Raw genomic sequence first — 17,335 nt, 5'->3', positions numbered from 1 at the left:
TCGGTCAGCCCAACGTGCCGGAATGCGGGTGCGGACTTAAGCCACGCCCTTGGACACGAGGAACTTCGCCGTGTCGACCATGCGGTTGGAGAAGCCCCACTCGTTGTCGTACCAGGCCATGACCTTGAGCAGGTTGTCGCCCATCACGAAGCAGTTGGTGGCGTCGAAGATGGCCGAGTGCGGGTTGCCGTTGTAGTCCACGGACACGGTCTGCGCGTCGCTGAACTCCAGCACGCCCTTGAGCGGGCCCTCGGCGGCGGCCTTCATCGCGGCGATGACCGCTTCGGCCGTGACCTTCTTGGTGGTGTTCACCGTCAGGTCCACCAGCGACACGTTCGGGGTGGGAACGCGCACGGAGATGCCGTGCATCTTGCCCTTGAGCTCCGGGATGACCTCACCGATGGCCTTCGCGGCGCCGGTGCTGGTGGGGATCATGGAGAGCGCGGCGGCGCGGGCGCGGCGCATGTCCTCGTGGGTGAGGTCCAGGATGCGCTGGTCGTTGGTGTAGCTGTGCACCGTCGTCATCAGGCCCTTCTCGATGCCGAAGTTGTCCACCAGCACCTTGGAGATGGGCGCCAGGCAGTTGGTGGTGCACGAGGCGTTGGACACGATGTGGTGCTTGGCCGGGTCGTACTCGTGGTGGTTGATGCCGTACGCGATGGTCATGTCCGGGCCCTTGGCCGGCGCGGAGATGATGACCTTCTTGGCGCCGGCGGCCAGGTGCTTGGCGGCGGCGTCGCGCGCGGTGAAGCGGCCGGTGCACTCCATCACCACGTCCACGTTCATGCTCTTCCACGGCAGCACGGAGGGGTCCTTCTCCGCGGTGACGGCGATCTCCTTGCCGTCCACCACGATGCCTTTGTCCGTGGCCCGCACCTCGCCCGGCCACGTGCGGTGCACGGAGTCGTACTTGAACAGGTGGGCCAGCGCCGACGGCTTGTCGAGGTCGTTGATGGCGACGATCTCGAGGTCTTCCTTGCGGCTGAGCGCGGCGCGCAGGATGCAGCGACCGATGCGACCGAAGCCGTTGATGGCGAGCTTGATGGCCATGGTGTTTTCCGTCTCCTAAGAAGGGGTGGGCCTTCGCGGCCCACCGTCATGAGTCTCGTAAAGAAGGCGGGCGACCGTAGGCAGGTGCCCCCGCCGAGTCAACGCTTCGCGTGGGCCGCTTTCGAGCGCGCACGCCGGAGCTGAACAATCACCCCGGCCAACAGCCAGAGCCCGGAGGCCGTTCCCGCCCCGGCCCCGCAGCCGCAGCCGCTGTCGCCCTTGGGGGAATAGTCATCCGGCAGCACCGGAACGACCGTCGGTTCCGGCGGCGGCGGAGGCGGAGGCGGCTTCACCGGCGGATGCGGATCCACCTCGCGCACCGCCACGCAGGAGGACAGCGGACGGGGGCTGACCGCGGGCGTCACGTCCGCCGCAGGCAGGGCCGGCGCCTGGGCGAGGAGCCCCGAGCGCACCAGGAACTCGCCCACCAGCCGCGACCGTTCGCGGTTGGACGCAAGGCCCTCGAACGGGAAGCCCAGCACCAGCACCTGCCCTGCGGGTGCGGTACCGGACAGGACGGCCGCGCCCAGGCCCGTATTGGGGTAGCGGAGCACGTCCGTCCCCGGGGTCGTGGGGAGCAGGATGTCCGTCACCCCCACGGGGTAGGCCCCGAGCGTTCCGTCGTCCAGCGGCGTGGCCGGCAGGTCGCGGAGGATGCCGCCGTCGAAGCCCTCCACCCGGCCGAGCGCCGAGCCGGCGCTGAAGGAGGTCTGGAGGATGTCCGCGAGGAACGCCTTGTCCGCCGCGCTGCCCTGAGACAGCGTGAACACCGTGCGGCTGCCCGAAAGCATCAGGTGCCCGCCGCCGGTGACGAACTCGCGCAGGAAGTCCTGTTCGGTCCGCGTCAGGCCCGCGCCCGCCATGCCGCCGCGCCCGGTGGACCATTCCACCAGCCGGTAGTCCGTGGGCGACACCAGCCCCTCCGCCACCGCGTTGCCCGTCACGCTGTCGAAGGCCACCGCGGAAGGTGCGAACGCCGCGCCGTGCTGGCGCAGGTAGCTGCCGTCGTTCATCGCCTCCAGGTAGACGCGCAGCGGCGCCTCCAGGTCATACGGCGTCTCCAGCTCCTCACCGCACGCCACCGTCGCGTCCAGCCGCTCGTACGTGTTGACGAGCAGCACCGGCGCCGTGTTCCCCACCCGCACGCCCACCGTGGCGGACGGGAAGGACTCGCCGCCCGCGTTCACCGCGGCCACGCGGAAATAGCGCAGCGTGCCGGGCGACAGCGTGACGGTGGCCGCCGTGCCCAGGACCTCCGAGCCCTCGTCCCAGCCGAAGCCGTCCGCGCTCTGGTACAGCCGGTAGCTGGTGGGGGCATCGCGGCCCTCCTCCGAGGCGACCTGCGGGGGCGCCGTCCACCTCACCTCCACCGCGCCCGGCGTCGCGTTGCGCGCCGCCACCGCGCCCGGAGCCTCCGGCGGCAGGTGCACCGCCACGGCGTCGCGGGTCGCGAAGTACTTGATCAACCCCTGCACGATGGCGCGCGCGGCCACGTGGCGGAAGCGGGCCTCCTTGAGGGTCCCTGCGTCCGCCGTGTTGTCGTGGTACGCCATCTCCAGGAGCACGGCGGGCGTCTCCGGGTTGTGCGTGGGGTTCACCTCGCCCAGGTTCGCCGAGCGCAGGCCGCGCACCCGCCAGGCCGGATCCACCTCGCGCTTCAGGTCCGTTTCAAGCTGCGACAGGAGCGCCCGGCCCAGCACGTCGCTGCCCGCCACACCGGTGAAGTTGAGCGTGCCGTCCACCGGGTTCGGGCCGTAGACGTAGGCCTCCGTGCCCCGGATGGTGCCGGACGTGCCTGCATTGGTGTGCCACGCGACGTAGACCGCGTCCTCGCCCTCTTCATGCAGCCACGCGGCGAAGCGCGGCCGGGACGTCACGTCCGCGTTGCGCTCGTTGGACAGCGCGTTGGCCCCGGATGGCGCGTACACGCTGAAGGGCGCCCCGCTGTACTGCACGTGGTAGCGCCCGCTCTCCTCAAAGCGCGGACGCAAGAGCGGCCCCTGCGCCGCGTCGCCCATGAGGCCGCGCCCGCCGCCCAGCCGCACCGCGTCCACGGACAGCGTCGCGCCCGTGCCCGCCGCCGAGTCGTTCTCCAGCACCACCGCGCCCGATTCCGGATGCTGCCCGGCCTTGAAGTAGAAGCGCCCCAGCAGCACCCACGTCCCGCCATGGCGCTGCTGGTTCACGCGGAAGTGGCTCTCCCCGCCCGCGTGCTTCACCACGTAGTGCGCGTCCGTCGCGCGCGTGGGGTCGGAGCCGTAGGAGACGTAGACGTTGTAGGCCGCGTCCGCCGGTACGTCCGGGGTCCACGTCACCTTCGCGGTGGACGTGGCCGCCGTGTCCAGCGTGCGCGTGGTGCCCAGCGTGAAGGGCTCCACGTTGTTGCCCATGGGCACGGGCGGTGGGGCCCAGCCCTTCTGCTCGGAGGCGTGGAAGCGCGCCGTCTCCCCGCCTTCCGCGTAGCCCGTGCCGCCGTTGTCCACGGTGGCGAGGAGCGGGTTCAGGTCCGTTTCGCGCACGGACACCACCGTGGCGCCCGCCGCCATCAGCATGGGCTGCAGTTCCTGCGACACCACCTCCGCGGAGATGAAGTCCTCCACCACGCCCCAGGAGTTGGGCCGCTGCGTCGCCCAGCGCTTGAGCCCGTTGTCGCGATAGAAGCCGTGGCCCGGACTCAGGTAGATGACCTTGCCGGACAGCGCGCCCTCGCCCCGCCGCGTCTGCGGTACGCCCGCGGCCTTCACGTTGGACTTCGCGGCGCGGACCTCGCGGCGCACCACGGCGGGTGCGTCCGGCGACAGGCGGCGCTGCTCATGCGCCCTGGGCGCCGGAGCTGGCAGGTAGTGAACACCTGGCGGCTCCAGCCCCAGGTCGTCTCCCTCGAAGGCTTCAGGGGTGTCCTGCGCCTGGGCGAGGACGGAGGTGCACAGCAGGGTCAGCGCCAGCGTGCGCGACCACGACGGAAGGAACGTTCGCATCACGCGTCCGACCTTACCCGTTCACTCCTTCGCATCAATCGGACTCGTGGGTGCTAGCCTGCCCACCCCTTCACCTTCCGATGACCGTTCCTGCACCCTCCCGTCCCCAGTTTCCCTCCCGCCGCAGCAACGGACTGTTCGCGTCGTTCGGACATGCGTGGGCGGGCCTCATCCACACCGTGGCCTGGCAGCGCAACATGCGCATCCACCTCATCTCCGGCGTGCTGGTGGGGCTGGTGGGCAGCGGCATCCCGCTGGGACTCGCGGAGAAGGTCACGCTCATCTTCTGCGTGCTGCTCATCTTCTTCGCGGAGATATTGAACAGCGCGCTGGAGCAGCTGGTGGACCTGGCCGTGCAGCAGTTCGACGAGAAGGCCCGGCTCACCAAGGACGCGGCGGCAGCGGGCGTGCTCGTGCTCGCGGGCGGCACGGTGGTCATCTTCGCCGCCATCCTGATCAACTACTGGGAGACGGTGCGCACCAACACCGACGCCATCTTCCGGCAGGTCGCGCTGGGCGTGCCGCTGGCCGCATGCGCCACGGTGCTCGTGCTGCCGCAGCCGAGGCCCGCCGCCGTGGACGTGCTCGCGTTCCTGCTGGCCATGGGGCTGCTCGCGTTGACGGCGCCCACGTCCGCCAGCCTCGTCTTCACCGCGCTCACCGCCGCGCTGCTCGTCATCGCCGGTGCCGCCGCCCGCGAGCGCAGGCGCCATCCACAGCACTGAGTGACACAACGCGTCAGGGATGAAGGGGGGAACAAAAAAACCGGCGGCTGCCGGTTCGCTCCCGTCACCTCGCGGGCGGGGACTCCGGAACCAGTCCGGGCCCGCTCACCCGCGGAGGGTCTACACAGGGGATTCTAAAGGGCTACACGCGCGGCTGAAAGCCCGTCCCCGCGTCCGAGGCCGGTGTCGCCTGGGCGGCAGCGGCGACCGCCTTGTCGCCTTCCTTCAGGTCGGTCGTCACCAGCTCCAGGAGTTCCGTGGCGATACCGATGACCTGGTGCGGCGTGTAACCGCTTGCGCGCAGCTGGTTGAAAAACGTGCGCGCGAGGATGCGGGTGCCCTTCTGGTCGGTGCTCACGGGAATGCCTCCGGAATGGGCGCCCCGTTTCCGGGCACCACGTCTGCTTGGGAATCCGGTCTTCAACCTCCGTGCCAGTCGTTCTCTTCCAAACGGATTCTCCAGCAGTCCTCAGGGGTTGAAGGCCGAAACCGGACGGCACGGAACGTGGAAGGTGCGAAGGGGGTTACGCACCCGGACGTCCCACCTGCCCGGAGCGCGGCGGCGGGTGCATCGGCGGGTTCGCACCGCCCCAGGGTCCCATTGCAAGCCGTCCCGTCTTTTCAAGTGCTTGCATTCCCTCCCGGGGGTGGAGCACATACGCGCCCCCATCGAGGAGTCAGAACACAATGGCGTACCGGGTGAACAACATCGGGCTGTGGCTGGACGAGCCGGAGGAGCTGCTCGGCCAACGCGCCGCGGAGAAGCTGGGGGTCACCCGGAGTGACCTCGCCTCCGTGCGGGTGGTGCGCTCGGTGCTGGATGCGCGCAAGAAGGGCAGCCCGCGCTACATCTACACGCTGGAGGTGGAGCTGGCCCCGGGCCGCAAGGCGCCGCGACTACCCCCGGACGTGAGCGAGGCCCCGCCGCCGCCGGAGCTGCCGGCGCGCGTGAAGGAGCCGGAGAAGCTGCCGCTCATCATCGGCACCGGACCCGCGGGGTTGTTCTGCGCGCTGGGCCTGCTGGAGCGCGGCGTGCGCAGCATCCTGCTGGAGCGCGGCAAGGAGGTCGTCACGCGCCGCAAGGACGTGGCGAAGCTCATGCGCGACGGGTCGCTCGACCGCGAGAGCAACATGAACTTCGGCGAGGGCGGCGCGGGCGCGTACACGGACGGCAAGCTGTCCACGCGCATCAACCACCCCATGGTGCGCAAGGTCATTGAAGCCTTCGCGAAATACGGCGCGCCGGATCACATCCTCATCGAGGGCAAGCCGCACATCGGCTCCGACCTGCTGCCCGGCGCGGTGGCGAAGCTGCGCGACGAGCTCATCGCCGGCGGCTGCCAGGTGTACTTCGAGCAGCGCGTGGACGACCTGCTCTACCGCGACGGCCACATCGCGGGCGTGAAGATGGCGGACGGGCGCACGCTGGAGAGCGACCGCGTCATCCTGGCGCCGGGCAACTCCGCGCGTGAGCTGTATGAGCGCTTCGCCGCCGACGGCCGCGTGAGCGTGGAGGCCAAGCCCTTCGCGCTGGGCTTCCGCGCGGAGCACCCCCAGTCGCTCATCAACGGCATCCAGTACGGCGCCGCCGCGAAGCACTCCAAGCTGCCCCCCGCGGACTACAAGCTGGCGGAGAACCTGGACGTGGATGGCGAGGTGCGGGGCGTGTACTCGTTCTGCATGTGCCCCGGCGGCATCGTGGTGCCCACGCCCACGGAAGAGGGGCTGCAGTGCACCAACGGCATGAGCAACTCGCGGCGCAACGCGAAGTTCGCCAACGCGGGCATCGTCGTGTCGGTGTCCGTCGCGGACTTCGCGCGCGAGGGCTTCCACGGGCCGCTGGCGGGGCTGGAGTTCCAGCGGCACTGGGAGGGCGAGGCCTACAAGCTGGGCGGAGGCCGCTTCTTCGCGCCCGCGCAGACGATTCCGGACTACCTGGCCGGCCGCGTGAAGAAGGACCCGGGCGACACCAGCTACCGCCCGGGCCTGGCGCACACGGACCTGAACCAGCTCTTCCCGGAGCGGCTGACGCAGTCGCTCAAGGCAGCGCTGCGCACGTTCGACCGGAAGATGAGGGGCTTCATCAGCGACGAGGGGAAGCTCATCGGCATCGAGAGCCGGACGTCCTCGCCGGTGCGCATCACCCGGGGTGACGACCTGCAGTCCGTGTCCATGCGCGGCCTGTACCCGGTGGGCGAGGGCTGCGGCTACGCGGGCGGCATCGTGTCCTCCGCCATTGATGGACTGCGTGCCGCTGAGCAGATTGCCACCGAGCTGGCTTGAGGTCCCCGCCCCCACCGGGCAGGGTGGGCCGGGAGGGAGGAAGACCCATGGCGTACCGCGTGCGCAGCCCTGACGGTGAGCTGATGTTCCCTTCGATGGGGGACATCGAGCGCGCATACCTGCAGGGCCTGGTGGACCCGGACGACGAGGTGCGCGAGGACGGCGCGGAGAAGTGGCGCAAGGCGTCCTCGCTGCCGGTGCTTGCCCGGGCGAAGAAGCCCCAGGCCGGGGGCACGGGCAAGCGCGCCCAGACGCTCACGGTGGTGGGCGCGGTGGCGGCGGGCCTGCTCGCGCTCGTGCTCCTCTTCACGGGTGCGAACTGGAACATCCGCATGATGGGTATCGCGTTGGCCCTGGTGGTCAGCGGATTGCTCACGCGGGTGACCTTCAAGGCCTACAAGCGGCCGCCGCCCGTCCTCTAGCGCCGCTCCCTCCCCTGCCCTCCGGGGCAGCGGCACGGCCCTCGCCGCCAGCAGGCCCCACACGGCCCATGTTTGGCGGAAGGCACCCCGCCGGGTGCCCTCCATCGCGCTGGAGGAGGACCGCACCTTGCTCAGCACCTACCTGTCCCGAGAAGCCGCCCGGAAGCTTCGCCATGGCGCCCCCTGGCTGCGCCGCGAGGACATCGTCTCCATCGAGGGCGAACCGCAGCCCGGTACCCCCATGCAGCTCAAGGACGAGGACGGGCAGTTGCTGGGACTGGGGGACGTGGACCTCCAGTCCTCCTACGCCGTGCGCCGCCTGGGCCTGCCGGACGAGGCCGTGGAGGGGCTCATCCCGCGCCACGTGCGCCACGCCTTCGAGCGGCGCGGCCGGCTGGTGGATGATCCGCGCTTCTGCCGCATCGTCAACGATGACGGGGACGGGCTGCCGGGCCTCATCGTGGACCGGTATGATCAGCACTTCGTCGTCCAGACGCTCACCCGCTCCATGGACGCGCGGCAGGAGGAGATCACCCGCACGCTGGGCGAGGTGACGGGGGCTGCCTCCGTGCTGCTGCGCAACGACACGCTCCGGCGCAAGGCATTGGGCCTGCCCACGCAGCGCCCGCACGTGATGTACGGCACGCCGCCGCGCTGGTGCCGCCTGCTGGAGATGGGCGCGCGCTTCACCGTGGACCTCACCTACGGCAAGGGCACGGGCTATTCGTACGACCACCGCGAGCTGCGCCGCTTCCTGGGGCGCACCGGCAACGGGGACCGCGTGCTGGACGTGGCCTGCAACGTGGGCGGCCTCTTCGTCCACGCGGGGCGCCACGGGGCGAAGCAGATATTGGCCTTCGACAGCAACGCGGACTCGGCGGACCTGGCGCGTGAGAACGCGGAGGCCAACGGGCTGCTCGGCCGGGTGACGGTGGAACAGGGCGAGCCGCTGGCCGTGCTCCGGGCCCTCAAGGAAAGCTTCGACCTGGTGCTGCTCGACACGCAGGGCGTGGCGTCCGAGGAGGACTTCATTGAACAGGTCCGGCTGGGCCTCAGGCGCACCCGCCATGGGGGACGGCTGCTGGTGGTCGGATACCACCCACCACTGGGGTTGGGCTCGTTCACGGAGTGCGTGGCCACGGCCTGCGAGCAGGAGGCGCGCATTGCATTCCGGCTGGTACGGATGGGACTGCCGCCGGACCACCCGGCGCCGGTCGGCTCCCCAGGGGCCGAGTACCTGGAGGCGGTGGCGCTCGAGGTGAGCTGAAAAGCAGTGCACCGGAGGCCTGTCTTGTTTCGCCCTCGACGGGCCTCCTCGGTGTTAGTGTCCGCGCCGCGATGACAACCGAAAACGAATCCCAGGCCGCGACCTCTTCCACCCCGGAGGCTTCCGTCGAGACCGTCCGCAAGGTGTACGCGGCGGATCTGCGCGAGAAGGACCCGGTCAACACCGTCTTCCGCGTCACCAAGAAGGAGAAGGTGAACGCGCGCAGCGGCAAGGTGTTCCTGTCGCTGTCCCTGGCCGACAAGAGCGGCACGGTGGACGCGCGCGTGTTCGACAAGGTGGACGCGCTCGAGCCCCTCTTCCAGAACGGCGACTACGTCCTCGTGCAGGGCAGCGTCATCGTCTTCCACGGCCGCACCCAGGTCGTCGTGGAGGCCGTGGAGCGGCTGGATCCGGAACCGCTCGACCCCAAGGAGTTCGAGCCGCCCCCTGCCCCGCCCACCGAGGCGAAGGCCGCCGAGTCCAGGTCCGGCGAAGCGAAGTCCGGTGAAGCGAAGGCCGAGTCCAAGTCGGGCGAAGCGAAGGCCGAGTCCAAGCCGGGCGAAGCGAAGCAGACCGAAGGCAAGCCCGAGCGCCAGGAGGGCGGCGGTGGGCCGCGCGCGGTGGGGCAGATCCGCGAGCTCATCACCGAGCGCGTCAACGACCCGTTCGTGAAGCAGCTGCTGCTGGCGTTCCTGGACGACTCGCAGGTGTCCGCGGCGCTGCCCGTGGCCCCGGCGGCCAAGGGCGTGCACCACGCGTGGCGCGGCGGCCTGGCCGAGCACGTCCTGTCGGTGATGCGCCTGACGCTGCGCGTGTCGGACCACTATCCCATGGCGGACCGCGACCTGCTGCTGGCCGGCGCGTTCCTGCACGGCGTGATGAAGAGCGGCGACGGCGCGTCCGACAAGGGCTTCGACACCTCCGACGAGGGCCGGCTGGTGGGCCACGCGGTGCTGGCGGCGCAGAAGATCCGCGAGAAGACCCTGGGCATCCCGGGCTTCCCGCCGCTGCTGGAGCAGCACCTGACGCACCTGGCGATCTCCCAGCAGGGACCGTCCGGCGCCCCCGGCGCGAAGGTGCCGGTGACGCTGGAGGCGCAGATCGTCGACACGCTCAGCGCGCTCGACGCGCGCATCGCGTCGTGGGTGGAGGCCATGCAGCGCGACCCGAACGAGCGCTGGACGGACCACCTGCGCGCGTACGACCGCTCGCTCTGGAAGGGCTTCGTGCCCACCGGCCGCGGCCGGGCCCCGGTGGAGGGTGGCCGCCGCAAGCACCGCGAGGAGAAGCGCAAGGCGCGCGCCGACAAGGGCCCGCCTGCCCAGGCCGGTGAAGGCGCTTCCGCCCCCGCGGCCCAGGAGGCGCGTCCGGAGCGTCCGCCGCGTCCTCCTCGCGAGCCCCGCGCCGAGCGTCCGCCGCGTGAGGACCGTCCGCCGCGTGAAGACCGTCCGCCGCGTCCGCCGCGTGAGGACCGTCCGCCGCGCGACCCCAAGAGCCTGCCCGGCGAGCTGACCTTCAAGCCGTTCAGCGCGCTGGCGCCGACCCCGAAGTCCGGTGGTGAGGGTGGTGGCTCCTCGGAGGGCTGAAGTCCATGGCGAAGCGGCTGGGAGAGCGGTTGATTGAGGCCGGCCTCGTGACACCCGGGGCCGTGGAGCAGGGTCTGGAGCACCAGAAGATCACCGGCCACAAGCTGGGGGACTGTCTGGTGGAGCTGGGCCTGCTCCAGGAGGCCGCGCTGCTGCGGCTCCTGGCCAACGAGTTCCAGACCCGCTTCGTCACCGCGGACAAGCTGGCCAAGGCCCGCATCGACACGAAGGTCCTGGACAAGCTGCCGGTGCGGCTGGCGGAAGCGCAGAACGTGCTCCCGCTGGCCGTGGATCCGGAGCGCAAGCTGCTCTCGGTGGTGGCCGCCGAGCCGCAGAACAAGTCGCTGCTCGACGAGATCGCCCTCGTCACCGGCATGTCGGAGGTCTACGCGTACATCGGCCTGCGCAGCGCCATCTCCGCGGCCATCCGCAAGCACTACTACGGCGACCCCACGGCGTTCACCACGCTGCTGGAGGGCCCCAACACCTCCAACGGCCCCCGCCGGCCGGACACGCCGTCCAACACGCACGTGGGCGCGGAGCCCGGGCGCAACGGCACCTCCGCCGGGCGGAGTCCCACCAGCCTGAGCATGCGTCTGGAGACGGACGCGCGGATGCGGCTGCAGCGCTCCGGCAGCGGCACCAACGTGGCGCGCGTCTCCACGCAGCGGCGTGAGCCGGGCGGCCCGCGCGGGCTCATCAGCGACACGGACTACGTGGAGACGCTGAGCCTGATGGTGGGGCTGCTGGAGCAGGACCGGCCCCGGCACCGGGGACACTCCGCGCAGCTGGCGCGGCAGGCGGGCATCGTCGGCCAGCGCATGGGCATGCCGCACAAGGAGCTGGCGGCGCTGTCCATCGCCGCGTACCTGCACGACCTGGGCAAGCCCCCGGAGCGGCACTTCTCGCTGGCGAGCAACGCGGCCAACGCGGAGTGGAAGGCCCAGGCGAAGGCGGTCTGCCGCGCGCCCACGAAGCTCTTCGAGACGGTGCACCTGCCCGCGCAGGTGAACACCATCCTCGCGCAGCTGTATGAAGCCTGGGACGGCTCCGGCACGCCCCAGGGCGCCAAGGGCGAGGACATCACCCTGGGCGCGCGCATCCTGGCGGCGGTGGACAGCTTCCTGGAGCTGACCAAGAACCCGGGCAACGCGCACGGCCGCGTCCTCACCAAGCAGCAGGCGCTGGAGCACCTCAAGCAGAACGCGGGCGTGCTCTACGACCCGGTGGTGGCGGACATCGTCGGGCAGCTCCAGAGTGGTTCCCTGCTGGCGCACCGGCTGGCCAGCGAGGGCCGGCAGGTGCTCATCGCGGAGCCGGACGAGGCCACGCGCGGAGAATTGCTGGAGGCGGTGCTCAAGCAGGAGCTGGTGGCGCACGCGCTGTCCACGTTGGATGGCGCGCTGGACGGGCTGGCGCGGCAGGACTGCGACGTGCTGGTGGTGAGCCTGCGGTTGGGCCAACAGGAGGTGATGGACCTGCTGGAGGCCGTGCGCGCGACGCCGGAGAGCGCGGGCCTGCCCATCGCCGTGGTGGGCGAACCGGATGCCCAGGCGCGCGAGCGGCTGCTCATGGCGGGCGCGACGGCGGTGCTGTCCCCGAGCGACAAGGCGGAGGTCGCCCGCACGGTGCACGCCCTCTTCCAGGACCGCGTGCAGCACAACGGCCCGGGCCGGGTGGTGCGCGGCAGCTTCGACGAGCTGCCCCCGAAGGAGCTGTTGCGCACGCTGGGCGGCGGCAAGAAGAGCGGGAAGCTCCAGCTGCGGAGCCACACGCTGGAGGGGTCGCTGCACCTGGAGCGCGGCCGGGTGGTGCACGCGGCCTTCGGTGGCCACGCCGGCGAGCCCGCGCTGCAGGCCCTGCTCAAGCTGAAGCAGGCGGACTTCGTCTACGACCCGGACGCGCTGCTCATGGACCTGCCGCAGTTGGATCAGGACCTGGAGGCCCTGGCCAACGCGCTCAGCCCAGCGTGAGGTTGAAGAGGCGGACCGCGTTCTCGGTGGTGACGCGGGCCACCTCTTCCAGCGAGACGCCCTTCAGCTCCGCCACCTTCTTCGCCGTCTCCAGCACGTGCGCGGGCTCGTTCTTGCGGCCGCGGTGGGGCACCGGCGCGAGGAAGGGGCTGTCCGTCTCCACCATCAGGCGCTCCAGCGGCGCGAAGCGCACCGCGTCCTGAAGGGCCTCCGTCTTCTTGTAGGTCACGACGCCGGACAGCGAGATGTAGAAGCCCCGGTCCAGGTACTTCCGGGCCGCGGCCGTGTCGCCGGTGAAGCAGTGGATGACGCCGCTCGTGACGTCCTCCGCCGCCAGGGCCGCTTCGCAGTCGTCATGCGCGTCGCGCACGTGTACCACCAGCGGCTTGGACAGGCGCTTCGCGAGCGCGCACTGGCGCCGGAAGACGGTGGCCTGCACCTCGCGCGGGGAGTGGTCGTAGTAGTAGTCCAGCCCGGCCTCGCCCACGGCGCGCAGCTCCGGGCGGGCGCAGGTGCGCTCCAGCATCTCGAAGTCCGCTTCCGTGGCGCGTGCGGCTTCGTGCGGGTGGATGCCCAGCGTGGGCGACAGGAAGTCCGGATGGCGCGCGGCGACCTCCAGCGCGTGGCCCCAGTCCCCGGGGCCATGGAACTGCCCCACCAGCACCGCGTGCACCAGCCCCGCGGCGCGCGCGCGCTCCAGCACCGGCGCCACGTCCGCGTAGTCCTTCGGCTCCAGGTGGCAGTGCGCATCAACCAGTTTCATGGGCTCTCCTGAAACAGCTCTTCCAGCTCCGTGCGTGCCTCTTCCGAGGCGAAGGTGGGCACGGCGGCGCGCACGCGCTCCTTCCCCTCCGCCACGCCCAGGCGCCACACGCCGTCCGCCGCGTCCAGCCGGTCGTCCTCCGGCGCGCTCCGGTCCTCCAGCACGGTGAGCAGCCAGGGCAGCGCCCGGGCATCTCCCAGCCGTCCCAGCCCTCGCGCTGCGGCGCCCCGGCACGGGTCCTTCGCGTCCGCGAGGATGTCCTTGAGCCGCTCCAGCGCGCCCGGGACCTTGAGTTCGCCGCACAGCTCCACCGCGAGCGCCCGGTCCGCGCTCCACTTCTTGCGCGTGCGCTGCATCAGCCAGTCCGCGCCCTCCGGGTCGCCCAGCTTCAGCAGCACGCCCGCGGCCTGCGTCTTGTCGAACGCGGGCAGCAGCCACTTGCCGAAGAGCTTCTTCACCGCCGACAGCGCGCGCGTGTCCTCCAGCTCCGCCAGCGCGCCCAGCGCCCGGAAGCGCAGCGTGTCCACGTCCAGCGCGGCCACGAGCACGTCCAGGCCCGCCGGGTGCTTGAGCGCGGCGATGCCTCGCGCGGCCTCGAAGCGCACTTCCGGCGTGGGGTCCTCCAGCATCCCCGCCAGGGCCCCGCGCGAGTGCGGCAGCGCGAGGTCCGCGAGCCGTCCGGTGGCCTCCAGCCGCACGCGGGTGTCCTCGTCCCGCAGCCGGGGCAGGAGCATGTCCGGCAGCTGCTCCGGCGGCAGAATGACGGACGCGAGGCTCACGCCCGAGCGGCGCACCTCCGGCTGCGCGTCCGCGAGCAGGCGCACGAGCACGTCCGTGAACTCGCCAGCGTGCGCGGGCTCCTCGGAGGCCACCTGGAACAGCAGGTCCGCCGCCTCGGCCCGGGCCGCCGGACGCTTCTCACGCTCCAGGGTCAACAGGGCGCGGTCCCGCTCGGCACGCCAGTCCGCCACGTCTCGTCACCTCGCTCGTCGCCGGGCCTTCTCCGTCCTGGCGCGTCCTTGAGTCCCTGCCGCTGCATCACAGGTGGGCCCTGCCGCCCCACCCGTGCTTGAAACCACCCTCGAGCCGCCCACCTTCAACGCGAAGGGCGCGGCCCGGCCGGATGACGCCTTACCCGCCTCCGGTGAAGCCCGGAAGCGACCGCCCGCGCTACTTCACGTCGGCGCCGGGCGGCACGTCGCCCGGCTCCAGCAGGGACAGGTCCTTGCCGCCCGAACCCGCCGTCAGCAGCATGCCGCGCGACTCGATGCCCTTGAGCTTGCGCGGCTTGAGGTTCGCCACCACCACCACGCGCCGGCCCACCAACGCTTCCGGCGCCGGGTAGGCCTCCGCGATGCCGGACACGATGGTGCGCGGCGCTCCCTCGCCCAGGTCCACGTCCAGCTTGAGCAGCTTGTCCGCGCCCTTCACCTTCTCCGCGGCCACGATGCGCCCCGCCTTCAGCACCACCTTGGCGAAGTCCGCGTACTCGATGTCGGCCGCGGGCGCGCCTTCCGCCGCCCCCGCGCCAGGGGACGCCTGCGTGGTGGGCGCCGCTTCGGGGCTCTTCGCTTCCACGGGCTTCTTCTCCGTCTTCTTGTCCTTGCCACCGGCCTTCGCGGGCTCGGCGGCAGGCGTCCCCTCGGGGACCTTGATGATGGCGTTGACGCGCTCCTCCTCCAGCCGGGGCAGCAGCGGCTCCGGCGTGCCCAGCGGACGGGTGCGGTCCAGCAGCGGGTACTTCGCGGTGGCGAGCGCCTGGAACGTCAGCGGCTCCGCCCCCAGCTGCGCGAACAGCTTCTCCGACACGCGCGGCGTCACCGGCGCCAGGAGCGCGCCCACCAGGTACGCCACGTCCGCCGCGTCCGACAGGTCCGCCCGCGCCGCTTCCGCGTCCTTCTTCACCAGCGCCCACGGCGCGGCCGTCTGCAGGAACGCGTTCGCGCTGGAGGCGATCTCCGTGATGACCCGGATGGCGTTGCGGTACTCCAGCTTCTCGAACGCCTCGCGCACCTCCGGCACGCGCGCCAGCGCGTCCTCCACCAGCTTGCGCCCCGCCCCTTCCGCGCGGCCCGGCGCGAGCTTCTTCTCCAGCGGCCCGGCCAGCAGCGACAGCGCGCGGTTGGCCAGATTGCCCACGTTGTTGACGAGCTCGCCGTTCACCCGCAGGCGGAAGTCCTTGAGGTTGAGGTCCAGGTCCTCCACGCCCGCGCCCAGGTTGGCCGCGTAGAAGTAGCGCAGGTAGCTGGGGTCCAGGAGGTCCAGGTAGTCGCGCACCGGCACCATGGTGCCGCGCGTCTTGGACATCTTCTCCCCGTTCACCGTCAGGTGCCCGTGCACCTTGATCTCATTGGGGACGTGCAGCCCCGCGACCTTCAGCACCGCGGGCCAGAACAGCGCGTGGAAGTAGACGATGTCCTTGCCGATGAAGTGGACGATGCGCGTGGGCGCGTCCTTGCCCCAGTACGCGAGCGCGTCCGGGAAGCGGCCGGACTCCTTCGCCCACTTCTCCGTCGTGGCGATGTACCCGATGGGCGCATCCAGCCAGACGTAGAAGAACTTGTCCGTCTCACCGGGAATCGCGAAGCCGAAGTACGGCCCGTCGCGGCTGATGTCCCAGTCCGCCAGGCCCTTTTCGAAGAAGCCCTGGAGCTGGGTGGCGAGGCCCGGGTGGATGAAACCCGGGCGCTTGAGCACTTCCTGAAGGAAGTCCGCGTGGCGCGACAGCCGGAAGAAGAGGTGCTCGGAGTTGCGGCGGACCGGAGGCGTGCCGCACAGCGCGCACTTCGGGTCGATGAGGTCCGTGGGGTTGTACGTCTTGCCGCACTTCTCACAGGCGTCGCCGTACTGCTCTGTCGACTTGCAGTTGGGACAGGTCCCCCGGATGAAGCGGTCCGGCAGGAAGCGCTTGTCCTTCTCGCAGTAGGTCTGCTCGATGTCGCGGCGGTCGATGTCGCCCGCGTCCTTCAAGCGGCCGTAGATGAGCTCCGCGTAGTGGCGGTTCTCCGGCGAGTTGGTGGAGTGGAAGTAGTCGAAGCGGACATCCAGGCCCTGGAAGTCGCGCTGGTGCTCGTCGTGGAAGCGCGCGACGAACTGCTCCGGTGCGACGCCGTGCTTCGCGGCGTTGAGCTCGATGGGCGTGCCGTGGGTGTCATCCGCGCAGAAATAGACGACGTCCTGGCCGCACGAGCGCAGGAAGCGGACGTAGATGTCCGTCTGGATGTACTCGACAGCGTGGCCGAGGTGGATGGCGCCGTTCGCGTACGGAAGGGCGCTGGTGACGAGGGTTCTCTCCGCCATGGACTCTCCTGAGGGCGGCGGACCATAGCCGCTCGGGGAAACGAGGTCATTCGCCAACATGCACGCCCGGGGGTGCATGGCACGAAGGTGGATGTTATCGACCGGACGCCATGTGCACCGTCCTCATCCTCCGGAATGTCCATCCCGAGTGGCCGCTGGTCCTCGCCGCCAACCGGGATGAGCTCTACGCGCGTCCGGCCCACGGGCCGAAGCTCCTCTCCGAGTCCCCACGCGTGGTGGGCGGCCAGGACGTGGAGCGGGGCGGAACGTGGATGGGGGTCACCCACGAGGGAACCGTCGTCGCCCTGACGAATCAGCGCGGCGCGAGGAGCCTGGGCCTGGCCCCCCGCTCCCGGGGCGAGGTGGTCCTGCGTGCCCTCCAGGCAGGGTCGGTGGAGGCCATCGAGCGCTACCTCGGCACCCTGCCCGCCCCGGAGTTCCTCCCCTTCAACCTGCTCTACGGGGACGCGCGCACCCTGCGGGTGGCCTATGCGCGCCCGGGGCACGCCCGCCTGCTGCACGAGGACGTCCCGGCCGGCGTGCACGTGCTCCCCAATGACAGCCTGGACAACCTGGCGCTGCCCAAGGTGCGGCGGGCGCATGCCCTGGCCGAAGGCGTGGCGAAGCGCCCGTGGCCGGAGCTGGTGACGGGGCTCCAGGCGGCCCTGGCCGACCATGCCCTGCCGCCCCGGGAGGCCGCGACGGGGCCGCTCGCGGAGAACGACCTGCCCGCGGACTTCCTCCAACAGTTGCAGGCCCTGTGCATCCACACGGAGGGCTACGGGACGCGCTCGTCCGCCATCGTCGCGCTCGGGCCGGGCCACGTGGGGCACTACCTGGCCACGGACATCGCGCCCTGTCAGGGCGGCTGGCGGGACGTGACGGGCCTGCTCAAGCCCACAGTTTAAAGGTTCAACAAAGGCAGCACCGCAGAGTCTTTACACGTTCAATAGCACTCTCACCCCATTCAAAATCAAGAGCAATCCCC

At 70.8% G+C, this 17,335-nt stretch carries 13 protein-coding genes; 7 read left to right on the top strand and 6 right to left on the bottom strand.

The window, feature by feature from the left end; genetic code table 11:
- Nucleotides 1-36: 36 nt before the first annotated feature.
- Together gap and D7W81_RS04370 are read right to left on the bottom strand one after the other, a co-directional pair.
- On the bottom strand, nt 37-1,050 hold the full coding sequence (gene gap, locus D7W81_RS04375; RefSeq protein WP_120554041.1) for a type I glyceraldehyde-3-phosphate dehydrogenase: 1,014 nt from the start codon (nt 1,048-1,050) through the stop codon (nt 37-39).
- A gap of 98 nt (nt 1,051-1,148) precedes the next feature.
- Nucleotides 1,149-4,028: a golvesin C-terminal-like domain-containing protein gene (locus D7W81_RS04370; RefSeq protein WP_120554040.1), complete on the bottom strand. Its 2,880-nt coding sequence runs from the start codon at nt 4,026-4,028 to the stop codon at nt 1,149-1,151.
- Nucleotides 4,029-4,108: 80 nt separating this feature from the next.
- Between D7W81_RS04370 and D7W81_RS04365 the strand changes: the two genes are divergently transcribed.
- Nucleotides 4,109-4,753 (top strand): diacylglycerol kinase, encoded by a 645-nt coding sequence (locus D7W81_RS04365; RefSeq protein ID WP_120554039.1) that lies wholly within the window; start codon nt 4,109-4,111, stop codon nt 4,751-4,753.
- Between the two features lie 142 nt (nt 4,754-4,895).
- Here the strand turns inward: D7W81_RS04365 and D7W81_RS04360 are convergent, their stop codons facing one another.
- A complete protein-coding gene (locus tag D7W81_RS04360) occupies nt 4,896-5,111 on the bottom strand; it encodes a hypothetical protein (protein WP_120554038.1) in 216 nt (71 codons plus the stop codon).
- Nucleotides 5,112-5,440: 329 nt separating this feature from the next.
- On the opposite strand from D7W81_RS04360, the gene D7W81_RS04355 reads away from it, so the two are divergent.
- The 5 genes from D7W81_RS04355 (at nt 5,441) to D7W81_RS04335 (ending at nt 12,284) form a co-directional block, all read left to right on the top strand.
- The gene (locus tag D7W81_RS04355; protein WP_120554037.1) at nt 5,441-7,036 is read left to right on the top strand and encodes an NAD(P)/FAD-dependent oxidoreductase; all 1,596 of its coding nucleotides are present in this window, start codon (nt 5,441-5,443) and stop codon (nt 7,034-7,036) included.
- A gap of 47 nt (nt 7,037-7,083) precedes the next feature.
- The gene (locus D7W81_RS04350) at nt 7,084-7,458 is read left to right on the top strand and encodes a hypothetical protein (RefSeq protein ID WP_120554036.1); all 375 of its coding nucleotides are present in this window, start codon (nt 7,084-7,086) and stop codon (nt 7,456-7,458) included.
- Between the two features lie 127 nt (nt 7,459-7,585).
- Entirely contained in the window at nt 7,586-8,725 is a 1,140-nt protein-coding gene (locus D7W81_RS04345) for a class I SAM-dependent rRNA methyltransferase (RefSeq protein ID WP_120554060.1), read from the top strand.
- A 71-nt stretch (nt 8,726-8,796) separates the two neighbouring features.
- Nucleotides 8,797-10,311: an OB-fold nucleic acid binding domain-containing protein gene (locus tag D7W81_RS04340; protein WP_120554035.1), complete on the top strand. Its 1,515-nt coding sequence runs from the start codon at nt 8,797-8,799 to the stop codon at nt 10,309-10,311.
- Between the two features lie 5 nt (nt 10,312-10,316).
- Nucleotides 10,317-12,284, top strand: coding sequence for an HD domain-containing phosphohydrolase (locus D7W81_RS04335; RefSeq protein ID WP_120554034.1), 1,968 nt, complete (start codon nt 10,317-10,319; stop codon nt 12,282-12,284).
- Here D7W81_RS04335 and D7W81_RS04330 read toward each other — a convergent pair.
- The 3 genes from D7W81_RS04330 to metG all read right to left on the bottom strand — a co-directional run bounded on the left by D7W81_RS04330 (nt 12,271) and on the right by metG (nt 16,347).
- Entirely contained in the window at nt 12,271-13,047 is a 777-nt protein-coding gene (locus D7W81_RS04330) for a TatD family hydrolase (RefSeq protein ID WP_120554033.1), read from the bottom strand. The two genes, D7W81_RS04335 and D7W81_RS04330, sit on opposite strands and share 14 nt — an antisense overlap.
- Nucleotides 13,044-14,018 carry a HEAT repeat domain-containing protein gene (locus D7W81_RS04325; RefSeq protein ID WP_120554032.1) on the bottom strand — a complete coding sequence of 325 codons (975 nt, stop codon included), beginning with the start codon at nt 14,016-14,018 and terminating at the stop codon, nt 13,044-13,046. The genes D7W81_RS04330 and D7W81_RS04325 overlap by 4 nt, the downstream gene beginning before the upstream one ends.
- 199 nt (nt 14,019-14,217) lie before the next feature.
- Nucleotides 14,218-16,347, bottom strand: a complete 2,130-nt coding sequence (metG, locus tag D7W81_RS04320; RefSeq protein WP_120554031.1) for a methionine--tRNA ligase — start codon at nt 16,345-16,347, stop codon at nt 14,218-14,220.
- Nucleotides 16,348-16,457: 110 nt separating this feature from the next.
- On the opposite strand from metG, the gene D7W81_RS04315 reads away from it, so the two are divergent.
- A complete protein-coding gene (locus D7W81_RS04315; protein ID WP_120554030.1) occupies nt 16,458-17,255 on the top strand; it encodes an NRDE family protein in 798 nt (265 codons plus the stop codon).
- Nucleotides 17,256-17,335: the final 80 nt, after the last annotated feature.

It is taken from the genome of Corallococcus aberystwythensis, from assembly GCF_003612165.1.
GTDB lineage: Bacteria > Myxococcota > Myxococcia > Myxococcales > Myxococcaceae > Corallococcus > Corallococcus aberystwythensis.
This window is presented reverse-complemented; position numbering and strand designations above follow the sequence as displayed.

Bases quoted from the DNA above. Each gene is read 5' to 3' on its own strand.
- gap (WP_120554041.1), bottom strand. From the start codon at position 1,050: ATGGCCATCAAGCTCGCCATCAACGGCTTCGGTCGCATCGGTCGCTGC.
- D7W81_RS04370 (WP_120554040.1), bottom strand. From the start codon at position 4,028: ATGCGAACGTTCCTTCCGTCGTGGTCGCGCACGCTGGCGCTGACCCTG.
- D7W81_RS04365 (WP_120554039.1), top strand. From the start codon at position 4,109: ATGACCGTTCCTGCACCCTCCCGTCCCCAGTTTCCCTCCCGCCGCAGC.
- D7W81_RS04355 (WP_120554037.1), top strand. From the start codon at position 5,441: ATGGCGTACCGGGTGAACAACATCGGGCTGTGGCTGGACGAGCCGGAG.
- D7W81_RS04350 (WP_120554036.1), top strand. From the start codon at position 7,084: ATGGCGTACCGCGTGCGCAGCCCTGACGGTGAGCTGATGTTCCCTTCG.
- D7W81_RS04340 (WP_120554035.1), top strand. From the start codon at position 8,797: ATGACAACCGAAAACGAATCCCAGGCCGCGACCTCTTCCACCCCGGAG.
- D7W81_RS04335 (WP_120554034.1), top strand. From the start codon at position 10,317: ATGGCGAAGCGGCTGGGAGAGCGGTTGATTGAGGCCGGCCTCGTGACA.
- D7W81_RS04330 (WP_120554033.1), bottom strand. From the start codon at position 13,047: ATGAAACTGGTTGATGCGCACTGCCACCTGGAGCCGAAGGACTACGCG.
- metG (WP_120554031.1), bottom strand. From the start codon at position 16,347: ATGGCGGAGAGAACCCTCGTCACCAGCGCCCTTCCGTACGCGAACGGC.
- D7W81_RS04315 (WP_120554030.1), top strand. From the start codon at position 16,458: ATGTGCACCGTCCTCATCCTCCGGAATGTCCATCCCGAGTGGCCGCTG.